The sequence below is a fragment of the Saprospiraceae bacterium genome (assembly GCA_016713025.1).
Classification (GTDB): domain Bacteria; phylum Bacteroidota; class Bacteroidia; order Chitinophagales; family Saprospiraceae; genus OLB9.
The window spans coordinates 2,542,894-2,562,862 of sequence record JADJPZ010000004.1 but is presented as its reverse complement, the minus strand read 5'-3'; the positions used below and the strand labels follow the sequence as shown (position 1 = coordinate 2,562,862).

19 protein-coding genes are annotated in these 19,969 nt (G+C 37.2%); 7 read left to right on the top strand and 12 right to left on the bottom strand.

The window, feature by feature from the left end:
- The first annotated feature begins 118 nt into the window (after positions 1 to 118).
- Positions 119 to 589: a hypothetical protein gene (locus tag IPK35_17185; protein MBK8054951.1), complete on the top strand. Its 471-nt coding sequence runs from the start codon at positions 119 to 121 to the stop codon at positions 587 to 589.
- 402 nt (positions 590 to 991) lie between these two features.
- On the opposite strand, the gene IPK35_17180 is transcribed toward IPK35_17185, so the two are convergent.
- From IPK35_17180 to IPK35_17155, 6 genes are all read right to left on the bottom strand, one after another.
- On the bottom strand, positions 992 to 1,879 hold the full coding sequence (locus IPK35_17180; protein MBK8054950.1) for an EamA family transporter: 888 nt from the start codon (positions 1,877 to 1,879) through the stop codon (positions 992 to 994).
- A gap of 59 nt (positions 1,880 to 1,938) precedes the next feature.
- Positions 1,939 to 2,991: a magnesium/cobalt transporter CorA gene (gene corA / locus IPK35_17175; GenBank protein ID MBK8054949.1), complete on the bottom strand. Its 1,053-nt coding sequence runs from the start codon at positions 2,989 to 2,991 to the stop codon at positions 1,939 to 1,941.
- 175 nt (positions 2,992 to 3,166) lie between these two features.
- Positions 3,167 to 3,805 (bottom strand): hypothetical protein, encoded by a 639-nt coding sequence (locus tag IPK35_17170; protein ID MBK8054948.1) that lies wholly within the window; start codon positions 3,803 to 3,805, stop codon positions 3,167 to 3,169.
- 50 nt (positions 3,806 to 3,855) lie between these two features.
- The gene (locus IPK35_17165) at positions 3,856 to 4,755 is read right to left on the bottom strand and encodes a ParB/RepB/Spo0J family partition protein (protein ID MBK8054947.1); all 900 of its coding nucleotides are present in this window, start codon (positions 4,753 to 4,755) and stop codon (positions 3,856 to 3,858) included.
- Complete coding sequence (locus tag IPK35_17160) at positions 4,755 to 5,543, bottom strand: ParA family protein (GenBank protein MBK8054946.1); 789 nt, start codon at positions 5,541 to 5,543, stop codon at positions 4,755 to 4,757. The genes IPK35_17165 and IPK35_17160 overlap by 1 nt, the downstream gene beginning before the upstream one ends.
- A 13-nt stretch (positions 5,544 to 5,556) precedes the next feature.
- Positions 5,557 to 6,237 carry a metal-dependent hydrolase gene (locus tag IPK35_17155; GenBank protein MBK8054945.1) on the bottom strand — a complete coding sequence of 227 codons (681 nt, stop codon included), beginning with the start codon at positions 6,235 to 6,237 and terminating at the stop codon, positions 5,557 to 5,559.
- Between the two features lie 395 nt (positions 6,238 to 6,632).
- On the opposite strand from IPK35_17155, the gene IPK35_17150 reads away from it, so the two are divergent.
- Both IPK35_17150 and IPK35_17145 read left to right on the top strand, forming a co-directional pair.
- A complete protein-coding gene (locus IPK35_17150) occupies positions 6,633 to 7,865 on the top strand; it encodes a transposase (GenBank protein ID MBK8054944.1) in 1,233 nt (410 codons plus the stop codon).
- Between the two features lie 103 nt (positions 7,866 to 7,968).
- Positions 7,969 to 8,520, top strand: coding sequence for an NAD(P)H-dependent oxidoreductase (locus tag IPK35_17145; protein MBK8054943.1), 552 nt, complete (start codon positions 7,969 to 7,971; stop codon positions 8,518 to 8,520).
- 163 nt (positions 8,521 to 8,683) lie between these two features.
- On the opposite strand, the gene IPK35_17140 is transcribed toward IPK35_17145, so the two are convergent.
- Complete coding sequence (locus IPK35_17140; GenBank protein MBK8054942.1) at positions 8,684 to 9,709, bottom strand: redoxin domain-containing protein; 1,026 nt, start codon at positions 9,707 to 9,709, stop codon at positions 8,684 to 8,686.
- 380 nt (positions 9,710 to 10,089) lie between these two features.
- On the opposite strand from IPK35_17140, the gene lipB reads away from it, so the two are divergent.
- Entirely contained in the window at positions 10,090 to 10,806 is a 717-nt protein-coding gene (lipB, locus tag IPK35_17135) for a lipoyl(octanoyl) transferase LipB (protein ID MBK8054941.1), read from the top strand.
- Between the two features lie 320 nt (positions 10,807 to 11,126).
- On the opposite strand, the gene IPK35_17130 is transcribed toward lipB, so the two are convergent.
- Together IPK35_17130 and IPK35_17125 are read right to left on the bottom strand one after the other, a co-directional pair.
- A complete protein-coding gene (locus IPK35_17130) occupies positions 11,127 to 11,705 on the bottom strand; it encodes a transposase (protein MBK8054940.1) in 579 nt (192 codons plus the stop codon).
- A gap of 656 nt (positions 11,706 to 12,361) precedes the next feature.
- Positions 12,362 to 14,308 (bottom strand): YgiQ family radical SAM protein, encoded by a 1,947-nt coding sequence (locus tag IPK35_17125; protein MBK8054939.1) that lies wholly within the window; start codon positions 14,306 to 14,308, stop codon positions 12,362 to 12,364.
- A gap of 166 nt (positions 14,309 to 14,474) precedes the next feature.
- Here IPK35_17125 and IPK35_17120 point away from each other — a divergent pair, with 166 nt between their 5' ends.
- Together IPK35_17120 and IPK35_17115 are read left to right on the top strand one after the other, a co-directional pair.
- On the top strand, positions 14,475 to 14,816 hold the full coding sequence (locus IPK35_17120) for a hypothetical protein (protein ID MBK8054938.1): 342 nt from the start codon (positions 14,475 to 14,477) through the stop codon (positions 14,814 to 14,816).
- The gene (locus IPK35_17115) at positions 14,786 to 15,043 is read left to right on the top strand and encodes a hypothetical protein (protein MBK8054937.1); all 258 of its coding nucleotides are present in this window, start codon (positions 14,786 to 14,788) and stop codon (positions 15,041 to 15,043) included. The genes IPK35_17120 and IPK35_17115 overlap by 31 nt, the downstream gene beginning before the upstream one ends.
- Here IPK35_17115 and IPK35_17110 read toward each other — a convergent pair.
- Positions 15,040 to 15,213, bottom strand: a complete 174-nt coding sequence (locus IPK35_17110) for a hypothetical protein (protein MBK8054936.1) — start codon at positions 15,211 to 15,213, stop codon at positions 15,040 to 15,042. The genes IPK35_17115 and IPK35_17110 overlap by 4 nt on opposite strands.
- 270 nt (positions 15,214 to 15,483) lie before the next feature.
- Between IPK35_17110 and IPK35_17105 the strand changes: the two genes are divergently transcribed.
- Positions 15,484 to 17,892: a TonB-dependent receptor gene (locus IPK35_17105; protein MBK8054935.1), complete on the top strand. Its 2,409-nt coding sequence runs from the start codon at positions 15,484 to 15,486 to the stop codon at positions 17,890 to 17,892.
- A gap of 41 nt (positions 17,893 to 17,933) precedes the next feature.
- Here the strand turns inward: IPK35_17105 and IPK35_17100 are convergent, their stop codons facing one another.
- Together IPK35_17100 and IPK35_17095 are read right to left on the bottom strand one after the other, a co-directional pair.
- Positions 17,934 to 18,794, bottom strand: a complete 861-nt coding sequence (locus IPK35_17100; GenBank protein MBK8054934.1) for an HIT domain-containing protein — start codon at positions 18,792 to 18,794, stop codon at positions 17,934 to 17,936.
- A complete protein-coding gene (locus IPK35_17095) occupies positions 18,782 to 19,894 on the bottom strand; it encodes a hypothetical protein (GenBank protein ID MBK8054933.1) in 1,113 nt (370 codons plus the stop codon). Before IPK35_17095 ends, IPK35_17100 begins: the two co-directional genes overlap by 13 nt.
- Positions 19,895 to 19,969 lie beyond the last annotated feature (75 nt).

Genomic DNA, 19,969 nt, shown 5'->3' with positions numbered 1-19,969 from the left:
AGCAAATGTTAAAATTTATGTAAAAACTGGATAACAGTACATTTAAATAATAAAAAGATATTATATTTGTATCTAAATTTGAAATCATACCTAATTAATCATTAAAAAATGTAAATCCATGAAGAATTTATTGTTTTTGTTTTCTTTTGTTTTAGTAGCATCTTTATCTGCCAATGCACAATGTAATAAATCAGCATCTACAGGAAAAGCTTGTTGCGCTTCTAAAAAAACTGCATCTGTGTCTACTGCCGATAACCAAACGAAAGTTGCCAGTGTGGTAATGGAAGCCGATGAAGTTATGAAATCTTCCAAAGGAGCTATCACAAAAAGAACTTGTGAAATATCAGGTGCAACTTCTTACTATCAAAAATCAGAGTGTGCTACTTCAGGTAAAATTAGCTGGGAAGAAGTACAATTTGATGCAGAGAAAAAATCTTTTACTAAAGTTGCTTCTGCAAGTATGGAAAAAGATGTAAATGGTGTGAAAGTGGAAACCAAAGCTTGTGCTGGAAAAAGTGAAGGTAAAGCATGCTGCAAAAAAGATGGTGCAAAATCTTGTGCATCAAAGAAGGCAGAAGGTACAAAATAATATAAGTAATATTATAGTTTTAATAAAAAGGCATCTCTCATCGGGGTGCCTTTTTTGTTTTTTATCAACGAGTATTAGTGTTTGATACCATTTTTATTGCCTTAAAGTTTAGAAAATTATAAACATACTTTAATCATCTTCTATTATTCTAAAGATAATGGTCCACATGCCTTTAGAATACTTAATTATGATGTCAGTATGCAGACAATGTTTCCCAGTTTTATCCAACAATTACGGTCATAAATGTTCATGACTATAAGAGTTTTGATTATATTGTGAAAAGAAAATATTAAGCAAAAAATACAACTCATAATGTTTTGAAAATTAACTATGATTATAATCTATGAAATGCGTTTCGTCCAGCGGGTTTCTTTTGACGATATTTCGTCATGTATCAGATCATCATTTTTTTGACACCCAAAATACACCGAACAAAATGAGAACTGTGCCTGCAGCATGCCATAAGTTGAAAGGCTCTCCAAGAATTTGTGTGGCCATGATAATAGTGGCCAGCGGACCGACAGTAGAGATAATGGCAGCATTGCCGGCACCTATGAGTTTGATCCCTTCTGCTACCATAAAAGTAGGGATAACTGTACAGAATATGGCCATAATAAGACATAAAACATACACCATCATATCAAATCCCAATAAAGTACGACCGTCTTCGACATAATAATGGATCAAAACCGTGATACAGGAAACGATCAACACCAATGAAGTCAAACGCTGAGACCCGATTTTCCTGACAAGCTCTCCGCTGCCAATGAGATAAACCGCATAAGTCAAAGCACTTAAAAATATAAATATGCTGCCTGCGATGACATTATTTTGGTGATCCAGCTCCAGTTCAGGAACGAAGGTGATCCCGATACCAACATAGGTAATCACTATTGCTACTACTTGAATCGGAGTGATTTTTTTTCGAAGAAATAAAGCTGATATGAGCACTACCAATGTCGGGTAGATAAATAAAATAAGCCGTTCAAGGGTAGCGGTAATATATTCCAATCCTTTAAAATCAAAATATGAGGCCAGATAATACCCGATGATGCCCAAACCAACAATGTAATAATAATCCTTTTTAGAAAGTTGATATGTGATACCTGAACTGCTAAACCACAACACCACTATGTAAAATGGTAAAGAAAAAATCATGCGAAGTGCAAGGAGTGGCAATGCTGACAATCCATCATAATGCATATAAATCCACTTGATAATCACAGCCTTACCTGCAAACATCACTGCACCAATAAATGCAAGTATGGCTCCTTTTATGTGATTATTCATTTTAAAAATTTGGGTTAATTATAGGCTTTTTGATATTTAGTCCAGCAACCACTCAGAGATCAAAACCAGCCTTTTCTCTTAAACCATATTGAAAGGACAACTACAATAGTGAGCATGATGCCCCATATGAGATAATACCCATGCTGCCAGTGCAATTCCGGCATAAATTTAAAATTCATACCATAAACCCCTACGATAAACGTAAGAGGAATAAAAAATGTAGAGATGATGGTCAGGATTTTCATGATTCGGTTCATCTCGTGGCTCATAGCATTGAGATACAGATCTTTCAGACTATAATTGATGTCTCTGTATGTCTCTAATGTCTCCATGATCTGGATGGTATGGTCCTGAATGTCGCGAAGATATTTTTTGGTTTTTGGTTCGATCAGCGGATGTTCAGATGTAACTAATTTGGCCACAAGATCTCTCATCGGGTAAATCATTTTACGCATCTGCATGATATCCTTTTTGTTGGATTGAACTCTGCTTAGAATGCCATTTTCAGGTTGATTGAGTATCAAATCTTCCGTAGATTCCAGATAGTCCCCCATTTTTTCGAGCAAATCGAAATACACATCAACTGTTATATCCAGCAATCTGTAAAAAAGGTAGTCTATATTCCTTTCTCTGACGACTGAGCCATCTGTCATCAGCCTTTCTCTTACCATGTCAAAATGATCGCCGGGTTTTTCCTGAAAAGTGATCACCATATTTCTGGACAAAATAATCGAAATCTGCTCATCTTCGAGTTCGTTGGCCTGAGTTTTCCAATCAAATGCTTTGAGTGCTGTAAAAATATAATCATCTTCTTCCTCCACTTTTGGCCGTTGAAATACATTCATAATGTCTTCCTGGAAAAGATGATGCACACCTATCAGGTCACAATATGTCTTGATCACTGCTACATCATGTACTCCATAAATATTGATCCAGTGATTGAGTTCCGGATCAAATGTGTAAGGAATCGTATGATTCAATTTTTTTTGGACACATCTGGTTTTATTGTAAGAAAACAGCTCAATCTGAGATACTTCATCCACATTTTTACCGGTGTACACATGGGTGCCCGGAGGTAATCCTGTCTTGGAAAGGCGTTTTTTGTGTTTCATAAAGCAGTTGTTTTGGAGTTCTTGTACCTGTTGATATATTTATAAAGTCTAAACTCAATGTCGTTTAGTTAAGGAGTTTTTCTTTGTTTTTACCCTATCTAAATCTTTCCTTTACAAGGGAAAGGCTTCATAAAGATGTCTTAACTAAACGACATTGAGTCTAAACTGGATTGCATCACCTTAAAGAAAATGCAAACCTTGGAGTACGACTTCCAGATGAATGGTCCAGATTAAAAACAAATCCGACCCTGACGGATGCTGGGTTTTCCATTCGGTAAAGATCATATCTATGTAAGGTAAGGTCATCACTCACATCAAACGTCATCATATGCCTGTCAACAAACGCATCTGCCACAGTAATGATGTGAGCGCCAATCAGATAAATCCATGCATATTCGCTCTGTTTGCGAAAAAAATCCCTTTGTTGTTTCAATCTGGATGTATTAGATCCACCATCAGTTACAGCTTTCAGATAGGCATCCTGTGAACTTTTAAAACTCTGTCTTGTGTATATCAGCCAGCCTGTAGCTCCTCCATCGAGAGCGATAGCCAATGGTACTTTCCACCACTTTTTATTATACACCTGCCCACCTCCCGGAACAATTAGCGAATATAATGCAGCCTTGCCTGGTTTCCCTTTGAAAATAGAAAAAAAACCACCTTTATTGACAATGGTGTCTGCCTCATTGAAAGACGTATCCGGTTCAGCACCAGCTCCGGGAAAAGGATTGGCCCTATCGCTGAATTGTCCTGACAATGAATCTGATACCAGAAACATGAGAAGTATTAAAATCAGGCCACATATTCTGTTCATATCAATAAGTAATGTGTAACCATATCAGGTGAGTGACAGCATCCATTTGATTATACTTTTTCGTGCCGTAATATATCTACAAGATGGTTGAATTCGTCATCGGAGTTAAAAGGAAGCATAATTGTCCCTTTCCCCATACTATCTCTTTTTATATCTACATTGGCTCCAAATGCCCTTCTGAATTCATCCCTTATTTTTATTATTTCGGGGTTGATTTGTTTTGTTTTATGTAAATCTGTTTTAGGGTTGGGCAGCTGGTGATATTTTATCAATTGTTCGAGGGCTCTGACCGAAAGACTTTGTTGGGTCGTCTCTTTAAATACTCTGAGTTGCAATGCCAGATTATCTATTCCTGCCAGTGCTCTTGCATGACCCATGCTCAGTTCTCCATTCTTGACTGATGCCTGTATTTGGGCCGGAAGCTTCAGTAATCTTACATAATTGGTTACTGTACTTCGGTTTTTGCCTACACGGTCAGAAAGCTGTTCATGAGTGATACTACATTCATCCATGAGACGCTGGTAGGATATTGCAATTTCAAGTGCGTTCAGGTCAGCCCTTTGTATGTTTTCCACAAGTGCCATTTCCAGCATTTCCTGATCATTGGCAACCCTGATATATGCGGGAATTTCTTTAATACCAGCCATTTTTGCAGCTCGCAATCGTCTCTCACCCGAGATAAGCTGGTACTTATTCCCACCTACAGATCTTACGGTAATGGGTTGAATCAGTCCGGATGTCTTGATGGACTGCGCCAGTTCGAGGAGTTGTTCGTTGTCAAACTCTGTCCTTACCTGAAAAGGATTTACTTCGATGAGTTCCGGACTGATGGTAGCCACCGAACCTGTCAACTCTTTGACCAGTTGACTTCTTTCAGCGGGATTATTAGTCTTTTCTATGTTTGAAAGCAGCGATCTCAGCCCCTTTGAGACTTCATTTTTTTTATTCATTATCTGACAGGTTTTAAGATGTCTGACTGATTCAATGCCATAAATTCATTGGCCAGATTCAGGAAATTGATAGCCCCTTTGCTGGTAGCGTCGTAGATGATCACAGGCTGACCCAAAGACGGTGCCTCTCCTATCTTGCTATTGCGGTGTATGATGGTTTCAAAAATCCTGTCAGAAATGATATGTCTTATTTCTTCGAGAACCATGTTGGCCATTCGTAGTCGCTGATCATACATGGAAAGTACAACTCCTTCCACTTCAAGTTTGGGATTGAGCGACTGTTGAACCAGATTGATCGTATCTTTTAGTTTTCCGAATCCTTCAAGGGAGAAAAACTCACATTGTACCGGCACGATCACACTATCAGCTGCCACAAGTGCATTGAGCGTGATCAGACCAAGTGAAGGAAGACAATCTATAAATATATAATCATATTTATCCTGAACTTTTGCGACCACATCCTTCATCCTGTATTCTCTGGAGGAGACAGACACTAATTCAATTTCAGCACCTACCAGGTCTATAGATGAAGGCAGGAGATCTAGATTCGGAGTATTGGTTTTGACAATAGCATCTGCGGGATGAGTTCCATCCACGAGACAATCATAAATAGTCGCTGATATTTCGTCTGACTTTACACCCAGGCCGGAAGTGGCATTGGCCTGAGGATCAGCGTCTATCAGCAATACTCTCTTTTCGAGTATGGCAATGGCTGCTGCAAGATTAATGGCTGTGGTGGTTTTACCTACACCTCCTTTTTGATTGGCAATTGCAATGACTTTTCCCATTTGTGTTATTCTTTTAAAGTTCTATCGATTGTCCGGGTTGTAATAAGATCAGTTCTTTGCCGGCATTTCGGAATTCATCAATGGCTGCCTGATGATCCATCCTGATGTATCCGAAAGTATCAAAATGACAAGCAATGATCTTGTCACATTGGATGAATTGTGCGGCATGGACAGCATCTGCATATCCCATAGTAAAATTGTCACCTATCGGCAATATCGCAAAATCCAGTTGAGGACATGTCATTGGTATCAATTTCATATCCCACGTCAGTGCACTATCTCCGGCAAAATAAAAACACTTCTCTTCATTCCAAACCACAAATCCTCCTGGATTGCCTCCATATGTGCCGTCAGGCAGCACACTGGAGTGGACTGCATTGACATATTTAACTGTACCAAAATCAAACTTCCATTTCCCGCCATGATTCATAGGATGGCCTTTGAGACCTTTACCTTCGTACCAGGTTACGATTTCATAATTGGATACTATGGTGGCGTCATTATTTTTTGCAATCGACTCAGCATCAGCGACATGATCCCCATGCCCGTGTGACAAAAGTATATAATCTGCTTTGATATCATTGACCTGAAAGGCTGTTGCCAAAGGATTGGGGCTGATAAATGGATCGAATACAAGTGACTTTCCGCCTGTGTGAATCAGAAATGTGGAATGTCCGAAATATGTAAGTTTCATTCTCAATTATTTTTAAAGTCAATAATGCTGATTAGATGTACGATAAGAGGCTTGATAGATCATACTTGTTCAATAAAACTAAGTCAAAAAATCAACATAGCAAAAATAATATGAATATTTAGTACATTGATTATAAGGATTATAAGAAATATTTTACAAACATTTTTATAAAAAACCTACCCAAACTACACTCTGATTCAGCCCGCAAAAGTACAACTTTAAAGGCAAATTCTGACGTTTCGTCTAATAAAAATAGTTAATAATAGATTAACATTTAATGAGTTAGTCTCAATACTCCGATAACTTTTAAAATACATTAGGATAAAAAATATATATAAAAAGTAAATGCGTAAATTGGCCCTTGAGCCAACCTGTAATCACAATCTCTCACAAAAATGATTACACAAGACGCATTTACTTCCGGCAAAAGCCTTATAGGTACAATATTAGATAAAATGGTTGGCATCAACAAATGGCAGAAAGTATTTTTTATGGAAGTAACCATGTTATTTCTTACCATCAAAGGAAAAATCAATTTTACTCAGATGGGAAGATATAGTTCGTCGCCTGAAGTGAGGTTTCGCAACATGTTCAAGAAGGCATTTGATTTTGTATCAATCAATTCTTTATTTATCACCCAACAATGTGGCGATGAATTGATAGTGGGGTTTGATCCTTCATATCTTTCAAAGAGTGGGAAACATACACCTAATGTAGGCTATTTTTACTCTGGTGTAGCAGGCATGATCAAGCGAGGTATGGAATTTGGATGCTTGGCCATCATAGATGTCAAGCAAAATACAGCCTATCATCTTGATGCCGTACAGACACCACCGGTGAAGAAAGAAGATGCAGAAACTGGTCTGATCAAACACTATTGTAAGATATTTGTCGAAAGGATTAATACAATAAAGAAACATAGTGAAATCCTAGTAGTAGATGGTTGGTTTAACAAACAAAAATTTGTAGGATCAATGACCAAATTGGGGTTAGAAGTGATCTGTAGATTACGCCCCGATGCAAACTTAAAGTATCTTTACAATGGTCCGAAGATGGAAGGAAGAGGTCGCCCTAAGAAATACTCATGCAAAGTATATCTCAAAAATATAGATAAGAGTGTATTCAAAAAGACAGTTGATGATGGGAGCAAGGTTATATACGAAGCAGTGGTGTATTCCATAAGTCTAAAGATAAATATCAAAGTGGCCTATACAGAATATTTAAATGAGAAAGGTGAAGTTACAAACACCATTCTTTATTTTAGCACCAACACGTCTAGGGATTCCATCGACATAGTCAGATATTACAAAGCCAGATTTCAAATGGAATTTATATTCAGAGACGGTAAACAGTTTACCGGATTGGACAACTGTCAGGCAAGGTCAGTGGAGAAAATCCATAATCATGTAAATTATGCCATGACGGCAGTCAATGTAGCTAAAGCAATCATACGGCAAGGCATAGAAAAAGATCAGCCCTGCAGTTGCTCCATTCAAGATATCAAAACAGAGTTATTTAATCAATTTCTGCTGGAAAGAATATTTATCAACTATGGTATTGAACCAGAGTTGCAAAAAAATAATGAATTAAAACGCAAAATATTAGATTTTGGGAAAGTCGCAGCTTAAATTTGTTATCGGAGTATTGTTAGTCTTAGTATAGAATTTATTCTGAAAGAACGATTTCCTTAAACAATGCAGCTATAAACATGTTTGGGAAGTAAAATAGTCTATGATTTCAATAATTTCGGGAACTGACAGGCCAAATAGTAAAACATCAATAATAGCCAGATGGTGTCACGACTCACTGACCAAGGCTGGAATCGAATGCAAACTTGTGGATTTGTCAGAAATAGACTTTGAATACTTAAGTGATTCAGGATACAACAAAGACAGTCAGCATCCCGGCATTACTGAACTTCAACAAAAGTATCTGATACCATCCCCTCTTTGGTTGGTAGTGAGCCCTGAGTATAACGGAAGTTTCCCGGGTATTCTAAAACTGTTTATTGATGCCTTGTCTGTAAAAGACTATAACAAAACATTTTCAGGAAAAAAAGTCTCACTGATAGGGGTGGCAAGCGGCAGGGCCGGCAATTTCAGAGGTATGGAACACCTTACAGGTATATTTAACTATCTCAATATGATCGTAATGCCCAATAGACTAACGGTGTCTTCTGTAGAAAAAGACATCAACGAAAAAGGTGAAATTGAAGAAAATACCAAAATCGCTTTGACTGCTTATATGGAGGATTTAAAACAATTTGCCGCTTTGAATTTTTAAGTATGTTTAGAGTATGTTTAAATTTTTTATTGCCTTAAAATCAATGTATTATGAACCTGACTTCAAAATAATCGCCTTATTTAGCTCGCTAAATGCGTTGATTATTTTATTGCCAGAACCATAATCTCTTGATTTACAACTAAGAAAAATTTTAAACATACTCTTAATTCACATTTCCCATTTTGAAAACTGTGAATTCAAGGGGTACCTCAGTACCGGGCTTGGGTATCAGGCTCAATTTTTCTGGAATGGATTTGTAGGATGGAGTATTGTTAGGAAAAGTCTCAATAATACCCAAAATTACTTTTCTTATTGTTACCAAATCAAAAGCGGTGATTTTGCCATCGGAGTTTACATCCGCTGCTATCAGTTTGTAAGCATCACTCAATTCTGTAATACCAAGTATATGTTTTTGGATTGTCACCAGATCAAATGCAGTAATGACATTGGTATAAACAGGTCCATGGCTTTCCATGATGACTTCGGGTTCAGTCAACTCAGGGTATTCAGCGGAAGGATAAGCAAACGAATATTTGCCTGCATTATTTTTTAGAATTTCAATTTTAGGGGTTGATGCGTTTTTAGGTTTAATAAAAAATTTTACATGGCCTTGAGGGATATCAACATTAGTACTTGGAAGATTTAAGCTAACAGTGGTAGGTGGAATGGTCACCACAGATGTTTTTGATTTGGCTTCGGTAATGGCAGCATCCAGGTCACTAAAAAATACCGGATAAGTAAATGATTTGTCCGGTGCAATTACCACAAAAGATGGGGTTCCCCACCATGAACCATACGTTCCATTCCTGAAAGGGTCTGTAATTTGTTTGGCATTTCCATCATTGCCTACACCTTTCATTGTCTGTTTATATTGTGATTCAAACGCAGCCACTCCTGCATTACTGTCAGAAGTCAATGTTGAAACACTAAAAAACTCTACCTTTTTGGTGCCTGAACCCAGGTCTACGTATTTTTGTTGCCACAGTGGAGCATTGGCGATACATGGAGGACAAGAAGTAAAGAAAAATTTGATCACCACGACGGCATCTTTACTCAAATAATCATTGTATAGATTGTGCGTTTTGCCATGTGAATCCGTCACAGTAAAATCATGTATGGATTTTTGACCTGCTGCATTGCTCAGAAAAACAACAGTAAAAAATATAGAAAAGATTATGCTTGATTTCATTTTTTAAAAAAGGCTTTAAATTAATTAATGAGGTTGGGGCATATTTATAGTCAAAAGAAATTATAGTTGAACAGAAAATATTCTAAGAAAATTTTGAATCATAATGTATTGTAAATTAAATAATTATGATTATAAATTTTCGCAATCAATTTTCTGTTTGGTATAAATTACGAAAAATTTTGATTTTAATTCATTAAAAATGTGTGTCAATTAATATTCTAAATTTTAGTAATCAAATTTACTTTAAGTATACTAAAAACAAAGTAACAAATATAGAGTTATTTATGTTCTAAATCAAGTACTTAGAATACATTTTAGACTAATTATCTATAAATTAGCAGTTCTTAAATCAATATTGCTATAGTAAAGAATCGGAACAAATGCAACCAAAAGTCACTTTTACAATTATAAAAAACAAAAACTATCAGGAAGTTTGGGATATGCAGACTGCTTTTCATCAGCAACTTATACACCAAAAATTGCAACAACGAAATCTTCCGGAATCTGATAAAAAATCAATTTTTCAGGACCATCAACTTATTTTTTGTGAGCACCATCATGTGTATACTCTAGGAAAAAGTGGAAGTATGGATCATTTATTGCTTTCTGAAGACGAAATCAAAAATGAAAATATTGAATTTTTTAAAATCAACCGAGGTGGAGATATTACCTATCATGGTCCCGGACAAATCACAGGATACCTCATCATGGACTTAGAAGAATTTACGACCGATGTACACCTTTTTGTCAGAAACATCGAAGAAGCAATCATCAGGTATATGTCTTCATGGGGCCTTGAAGGCATGAGGCTTCCCAAATACACCGGTGTATGGTTACCTCCTGATAAAACATCGGCCAAATACAGAAAAATTTGTGCTATTGGTGTCCATTTGTCCAGATGGGTAAGTATGCATGGCTTTGCATTTAATGTAAATACGGACCTGTCTTACTATAACAAAATCATACCTTGTGGCATCGTAGATGAAGATAAAACTGTAACTTCTCTTTCAGCAGAGACAGGGCAAATTTTGGACTGGGATACAGTAGCAAAAGACCTGAGTTTGGTGTTTAGTGAAGTTTTTGCGTTTCGGTTTTGATTGGGTTATAGTTTTTCGCATTTTTAAAATTAGGTGGTTTTTCGCATTACAAATGCACTAATTCTACTTTGTTAAATTATCCGGACTTTCTGGTTGATTGGAAACTGTTGGGTTAACCCAACAGTTATGACCCAAAATAACCAATACATTTACCGGGTCCATTACATTTTGATGAAAGTGTAAATGACTTTGATTTTTGAAGGTGACAAAGTAGAACTAAATTACAGCATCGCAGTTGCAAACTGCGACGATCAGGTGTGCAGTATTGTTGGTCGCAGTTTGCAACTGCGATCCAATATTTTACGAATTTTAATTCATAATTAACCATCAACATAACCTATAGTGTTATCCAATTCTATCATTTCAATGTCGATGTAACTTTCCTTTCCTATATATGCTCCGGCACTACTATAAAGGTAATCTTCTGCATTGGCCACAAGACCATTTCTTACCGGATTTAAATGGATATATGCAAGTTTTTGATTTATCCATTTCGGACTTTCAATTTCCACAGGATGGTTACCTTGTTGCCAAAATTGGAATGATTTATTATTCTTATTGTATTTGGCATAATATGAAAACAAATGTAACATCCATTCTTTTCTGCTCTCATTGTTATTTGCTTGAATTGCAGTAAATATTGACTTTGATGTAAATTTTTTAAAATCTCTTAAAACTTCTGACAACAAAAATGGTTCTCTGGCGTAGCAAATAAGGTGTATGTGGTTGCTCATTATAACATATGCATTCACTACTAGCCCTTTTTCTTTTTGACAATAGGCTAAACTATCCAAAATAACCTTTCGATACTCTTCTCTTGTAAAGACATCAATCCAACCTACCACAGTCATTGTGACAAAATGCAAAGCATTCTGGTTAATTATTTTGTATCCGTGCATTTATTAATAAAAAAATATGCGTTAAAAATAATTTTGTAAAATTAATACTTTTTATTTTATCACTTTTCGTTTTAGCATTTCAAATGCTTTAAATACAGCATCGCAGTTGCAAACAGCGACGATCAGATTTGAAGTATTGTTGGTCGCAGTTTGTAACTGCGATCCAATATGTTACGAATTTTTAATTCATAACCAACCATCAAAAAAGTATAGGAATTGTCAAGATTGAAGGTTTCGCATTTCAAATACTTTAATTAAAGCATCGCAGTTACAAACTGCGACGATCAGAATAGTGGCATTGTTGGTCGCAGTTTGCAACTGCGATCCAATATTTTATGAATTTTTAATTCATAATCAACCATCAAATAATTATAGGAATTGTCAGGAGTCAAGGTTTCGCATTTCAAATGCTTTAAATACAGCATCGCAGTTGCAAACTGCGACGATCAGCGGATTTTATTAATTTGATGGTCGCAGTTTGTAACTGCGATCCAATATTTTATGAATTTTTAATTCATAATCAACAATCAAAAAATAATCGGAAATGTCAAGATTGAAGGTTTCGCATTACAAATGCTTTAATTACAGCATCGCAGTTGCAAACTGCGACGATCGTGTTTAGTGAGGTTTTTGGTTTTAAGTTTTAAGGGGTTTCGCTACTTATTTTTCCTTTTTCCAAAAAATCCGCGCTTTTCTTTCTGAGATGCCTTTTCTTTAGGTTTAAACTGTACTGTATCAGATTTTTCCTTTTTGATTTCTTTTGGATGAGTTTTTTCTCCCAACAGTCGGGCAGCAAGGTCAGGCCTGTTAAGCTTTTGGAGACGTTGTCTGATCCAGTTTTTAAATTCGGGTTTGTACCAGAAGAAGTAGTTGTTTTGTGTTTTTTTGTCTTCAGCGGTTTTTGGAGTGACAACAGGTTGCAGTGTATAGGGATGTACTCCTGAATAATAAATTTCTGTGGCCACCGTCATGGGTGTAGGAGTAAAATCCTGTACTTGCTCCAGTCTGAATCCGAGATCTTTGGTTTCAGCAGCAAGAATAGCCATATCTTCTTCGGTGGTCCCCGGATGAGAGCTTATAAAATAAGGTATTAAAGGTTGTTTTAGCCCATGTTTTGCCTGAATGGCATCAAATTTTTCCTTAAATTTTTTAAAGTATTTGAAGCCGGGTTTTCGCATCACCTTCAGGGTGGCATCTGCGGTGTGCTCGGGGGCTACCTTCAGTCTTCCGCATACGTGTTTTGTCACGAGTTGCTCCATGTACTCGTCATGATTGCCATCCTGATTGTTTTTATTAAAGTCATCAACCAGCAAATCATATCTGACACCAGATGTAACAAAAGCTTTTTTGACACCGGGATGCGCATCTACTTTTTTGTATATCTCTGTGAGTGGTTTGTGAGAGACATCAAGATTGGAACATATGACAGGATGGATGCAGCTTGGAGCCTGACAACGCGCGCAAATACTTTCATCTTTTCCTTTCATCCGGTACATATTGGCCGATGGGCCGCCGATATCTGAGATTATACCTTTGAATTCAGGATGTTTGGTCAGTGCATCCACTTCTTTCATTATGGATTCGTCTGATCTTGATGCGATAAATTTGCCCTGATGCGCAGAGATCGTACAGAAACTACAACCACCAAAACATCCTCTGTGCATATTGATGGAAAATTTGATCATCTCATATGAAGGAATGGCTCCTCTTTTATTGTACTTGGGATGCGGCAACCTGGTATAAGGCAAGTCAAACGAGTAGTCCATCTCCTTTTCTGTCATAGTTTTAAAAGGTGGATTGATGACCAGCGTTTTCCCCATTACATCCTGTGTGATGCGGTTGGCCTGCCATTTATTGGATTCCACTTCAACGATTTTGAAGTTGGAAGCATACTTGATTTTGTCCTGAAGACATACTTCATGTCTGACTAATTCGACAGTATTCCACTTTTTGGAAGCAGGGACTTTGTCGGTCAGATAAGAAATCTGATTGACATCCTTGATTGAAATAAGTGGCACTCCTTTTTTTACCAATTTAAGCAATTCCCTGAGTGGCTGTTCGCCCTTACCATAGACCAAAACATCTGCTTTGGAATCCACAAGGATAGAAGGCATCAATTTGTCAGACCAATAGTCATAATGTGTGACCCTGCGCAATGAGGCTTCTATACCACCGATCATGATCGGCACATCAGGATAGATGTCTTTGAGAATATTGCAATATACTATGGTGGCATAATCCGGTCTGAATCCTGCTTCACCACCGGGAGTATAGCCATCCGTGGATCGCTTTCTCTTTCCTGCCGTGTAGTGATTGACCATAGAATCCATACATCCTGCTGTCACCCCAAAAAAATATTTGGGCTTCCCAAACTTCTTAAAGTCCCTATGGTCATCCTTCCAGTTGGGCTGAGGTATGATGCCGATCTTAAATCCTTCACTCTCGATAATGCGACCTATCACAGCCGTACCAAAGGTAGGATGGTCAACGTACGCATCACCTGAAATGAGAATAACATCGAGTTCGTCCCAACCGCGGTCTTCGACTTCTTTTTTGGTGATAGGCAGCCAACTGCTGATTGGCAACTTATTGTCTTGATTCATTTGGGCAAAGATAAATAAACATAAATGTAAGGTATAAACAAACTTAAACTAAATAGTTCATTTATCAAAAAGATAAGTAAAGACTTTAAAACCTGGAGAAGTAATACTGCTTTAACAGAAAAAATTATTCTTTGGACTTAAAAAAAGTTTACCTTTGTTACAAGGTATGTCAAATTTACTTTATCATCGGTTTTTATGGACAGGAATCGCATTGATAGTTGTCCTACAGTTGCCGCATATGGTGACCTACCTAACACATGCCTACAGGAAAAGTGTAATCAAAAAAGAAGTAAAACTAAAAATCCTGAATGGTTTGAATGACAATGAGATATCACACCTTACATTCCATAAAGACGACATCAAAAAACTTCTGAGATGGGAACATGACAGGGAGTTTGAGTATAAAAAAATGATGTATGACATTGTTAAAACAGAAAAAAAAAAGGCGACTCCATCACATACCATTGTTGGGCGGATGTGGAAGAATCCATTCTTTATGCTGAAATAAAAGCGTCTGTAAAAACATTATGCCATTCTGATCCTGCTGGAAAAAAGACACATCAGAATCATATCGATTTTCTCAAAAATCTATTCTACCTGCCATTGGCTGATCAGCATGTAGTTGCAGAAATGACTACACTTCAGGAAAATGTTTTGGTTACAACAGCAATAAATCACTACTTAAATCCATTGCTATTTCAAATAGGTCCTCCTCCCGAATTTAGGACCATTTAATTATAAGCGCTTGAAATGATCATCATTTCATGGTTACCGACTGATTCCGGACTTATAAGATTAAAATTTTGAGCAAGGTAAGGCTGGCTGAATAGTGGCTTCAACTTCGTTGCACTGCAAGCTTTTAATTCTGCTTTGGCACGAATACCGTCCCCTTGTGGCTTCGGCATTATAGTGTATTCAAACACCGTATGCTGTTGGTGTAGAACTGATGGTGATTGAGCGCATTCGCCGCGGCGAAGAAGTCGAAATCACATTTGAGTGTCATACAGATGGTGATTGAGCCTATTTTGCTGTGGGAAGTCGAAGTACAACAAAGTGATGCCGAAATCACATTTGAGTGTCTGACAGATAGTGATTGAGCGCATTCGACGCAGCGAAGAAGCCGAAATCACAAAGACCAAAGACTAATTATTAAACTTTAACAATGACATAAAAAAATGGATAAATATATTATACTTTTCATATTTGTATTGACGAGCAATGCTATGCTTTTGTCACAAAAGGTCACTGTCATAGATAAGGAATCTGCAAAGCCGCTGGAAGCTGTCATGATTACTGATCAGAGCAGGTCACATATATCATATACAGATGAAAAAGGAGAAGCAGATTTTTCACTATTCAAAGAGCACGAAAGGTTATTTGTTTCACATTTTGGTTACACTTCTGTTGAATATGGTCTGTCAGAGCTGAAAGACATTGGTTATATTATAGCACTTACGCAGGCACCATTTGAGCTAAACCAGGTTACGGTCTCCGCATCAAGATGGAATCAGATCAGTAAAAATGTTCCGGTGAGAGTCAGTACCATCACTCCAAGAGACATAGCTTTTACCAATCCGCAAACTGCCGCAGACTTATTGGGCAATTCCGGTCGGGTGTTTATACAGAAAAGCCAGCAAGGAGGTGGCAGTCCTATGATAAGAGGTTTTGCGACAAACAGGTTATTGTATGCTGTAGATGGAGTACGAATGAATACTGCGATATTCCGCTCCGGCAATATTCAGAATGTCATATCCTTAGATGGATTCAGTTTTGAAAATGTAGAGATCCTATTTGGTCCGGGCTCGGTGATGTACGGCAGTGATGCTATAGGAGGTGTCATGGCTTTTCAGACATGGACACCGCGATATGGTACTGCTGATAAGATTAACATTTCCGGTGGTTCGACACTCAGATACTCCACAGCCAATGATGAAAAAACCGGACATGTTCACTTCAATATAGGTGGAGCAAAGTGGGCATCTGTCACCAGTCTGAGTTACAATGACTTCGGAGATCTCAGAATGGGCACCAATGGACCTGCCGAGTATCTGAAAATCTGGAATGTAAGGCGCGAAGGAGACAAAGATATCATTTACAAAAATCCTGATTCATTGGTACAGACACCTTCAGGGTATGATCAATATAATATCATGCAAAAATTCCGGTTCAGAGTTTCAGACCACTTTGATCTTCAGTATGCTTTCCACCACAGTGCTACCTCTGAATACGCCAGATACGACCGCCATATCCGTCTCAGAAATGGATTGCCCAGACACGCAGAGTGGTCATATGGTCCTCAAAAATGGATGATGCACCAGTTGACGGGAACTCTATCACAAAAAACAGGATGGTATGACGAGATGATCTGGAGGCTGGCTTTTCAGGACTTTAAGGAAAGCAGGATGGAAAGGGATATCAACAGGTCAACCCGCTTTTTACGATTTGAACACGTCAAAGCATGGTCTGCAAATATCGATTTAATAAAAAAGCTAAGTGAAAAAGCCACCCTTAATTATGGAATCGAAGGAGTCATCAATGATGTAGCTTCGACTGGTGAAGATCAGGACATTGTCAAAGGTACATCACAAAGAGGCCCTTCGAGGTATCCGAATGCGGTATGGTCTTCTTATGCAGCATTTGCAGGGTATGATGTCAAATTATCAAATAAAATAAATGTCCAGGCCGGTGCAAGGTATTCGTATTATAGTCAAACAGCAGAATTTGACAATACATTTTTTAAGCTTCCTTTTACTGAATCAAAAATAAACAATGGAGCGCTCACAGGTAGTATGGGCATGGTGTACAGACCAGGTGATAAAACATCCATCATGGCCAGCTTATCCACCGGCTTCAGGTCTCCCAATGTGGATGATTCCGGAAAAATATTTGATGCTGTGGCAGGCTTTGTGACAGTACCCAATCCGGAACTCAAAGCTGAATATGCCTACAATGCTGAAATAGGCTTCGTCCATGTATTCAGTGATAAAGTCAGGCTTGATGCCAGCCTGTACTATACATATGTAGATAATGCCATGGTCAAAAGAAATTTTCAACTCAACGGACAGGATTCAATTTTGTACAATGGGAGAATGAGCAAGGTGGAAGCTATTCAAAATGCTGCCAATGCAAAGGTCAGAGGTGCACAAATCGGTCTAGAGATAAGGCCAGGTTATGGATTTTCATTAGTAAGTCAATATAATATACAACGTGGAGAAGAAGAAATAGACAATGGCAGTACAAGCCCATCACGACATGCCGCACCAAACTTTGGGGCCACTACCTTGTCCTGGGCATATAAGAATTTGTTGTTGAGTATCAGCAGTCAGTACAGCGATGGTAAAACGTACGAAGAGCTTCCGGCAGAAGAACAGAACAAACCGGAAATCTATGCCATAGATGCCAATAAAAAACCTTATTCGCCTTCGTGGGTCATATACAATGTCAGAATGCAATATCAGATCAGTAAACATTGGTCCCTGAATGGTACCATAGAAAATATCGCTGATGAAAGATATCGCCCTTATAGTTCAGGTATCGTAGCGCCGGGGAGAAATTTTGTCATATCGGGGTCGGTTAGGTGGTAGGAGGAAATGGGATATGGGGATAATAATTTTAATAATCAAATTCAATAAATTTGTTTACCAGGAATAACTCCCCGTATCCCTCCACGTGGCTGTTCAACATCGCCAGTATATCTTGGGATAATGTGAATGTGACAATGTGGTATTGTTTGACCTGCAGCTTCTTGAATATTGATTCCCACATTAAAACCATCTGGATTGAAACGATTTTGCAGAAGTCCCTTTACTTTATTGACCATCATCCAGCAAGCCATTTGTTCTTTAATAGTCAGATCAAAATAATTGGAAACCAATCTTTTGGGTATTACAAGAGCATGACCTAGACTAACTGGATATTTATCAAAAAAGGAAAAGGCAGTACCACTTTCATAAATCAAATCTCGTGGCTGATCATCATTAAAAAATGGACTGACTTTTGTATTGCCGGTGTGAATGTTTGTATAATGTTGGTATGTATAAATCTCGCAATTATCATTTAAAAACATGGAAGTAAAAGGAAGTTTGACATTACATTGATAGGTAGGTTTTTGATGGATTTTGTGCGTTCTGAATCCTTCATAAGTAATGTCTCTGCGAACAGCAAAATAGGCCTTGCCATTTGGTTTTAACAAAGCGGAAATCTCCATTATGACATCCGATTGTTCTTCCTGCATAAGGACATTCAATACATAAAAACAGATGATGGTCTCATATTTTTGAGTTGTTTTCTCAGGGAAATAAAATGGATCATACCCTATAATATTGATACCTTTTTCTTTAAGTAAAGTTACATCACTACCCATTCCACAACCATAATCCAGGGTATCTCCTTGCAGTAGCTTTCTTTCAAGCAGAATTCTGGCTGGGAAAGACATGGTATTTCTTTCCTTGGCAGTGAGATGAGTGTATTCGTTCAATTTTGCCATTCTGGATATCCTCTAGTTTCAATTAAGTATTTTGATGTTTGAAGTAATTGATTGAATGCATTTTGCTGCCAATTATCTTTAGAATAGTTACCTAGCAAAGATATTTGTAGTTCATTCAAAAACCTTTCAGTTTGATATTGATGTATTATCTCCCAATAGTGAATGATTAATTCCTTCTGTTCGGTAATCAACTTTAGCGAAGGAATTTTGTCCAATTTTGATTTATTTGTTGGAGGACTTGAAGGAAGTAAATTCCATAGATCATTGTTTTTATATATTGAAAATGGTAACATATGGTCAATATCATATTTGGCTATATTGCTACCTGACCATACACATGACACCGACCCGTGTTTCGCAAGAATTTCATAATACAATTTTTTTGATGCTTCTACATCTCTTTCAGTAACAGGGAATTTTAAAATTTCATTGACAATTGTACCTGTACTTAAGACCTTTCCGCTAGCTTTTACAGAAAATTCTGCCCACTTAAAAAGTATATTATCAGTTCCTGAAATGAAGCTACCTAATATTTTAAATGCTTCATAATAATCTTTAGGGATGGTAAAAGTACCGCAACTTTCTACAAGCCACTGGCTATTTTGCTTCTTGTCATTTTTAAATTTAGCTGGAGTATAATTAAAGATTGAATAGTAATCATCGGATATACTTCTTCCTATAAATCTCATTGGCATCGTTATGATTGTATCCTTTATTTTTTGAACCAACCTGTAAAAGTCTAAATTTATTTCATTTGCTATTCCTCTAATTCTCAATTCGTTGTAGAATACTGAGATTTTTCCTCGTAGGGCGTAGTGGTTGATGATTGGTTTAAAATGTGATTGAAATGCTACCTTCACATTTTTTCCATTTATTTGTGGAATTTCAATTTCTGACTCAAAAATTGGATAGTAATAAATTAGCCATTTCTCTATCAATAAACCAAGAGGAATTTCTACAACGTTTTCATTAACTTTTATGTATGGCGAGTTGTCTTGAATAATATCAATCACACCTCTCAACAAAGCAAATTTGTATGTTGATGTTTTTGAATCTCTTTCAATGATTTTACTGATGTTTTTGAAAACTTTAATGTCCATTTTCTTTTGTAATTGTTTTTATCCTATTTTTATACTTTAGTCAATAACCATATTCTCATCCATCTGTACCGTTTG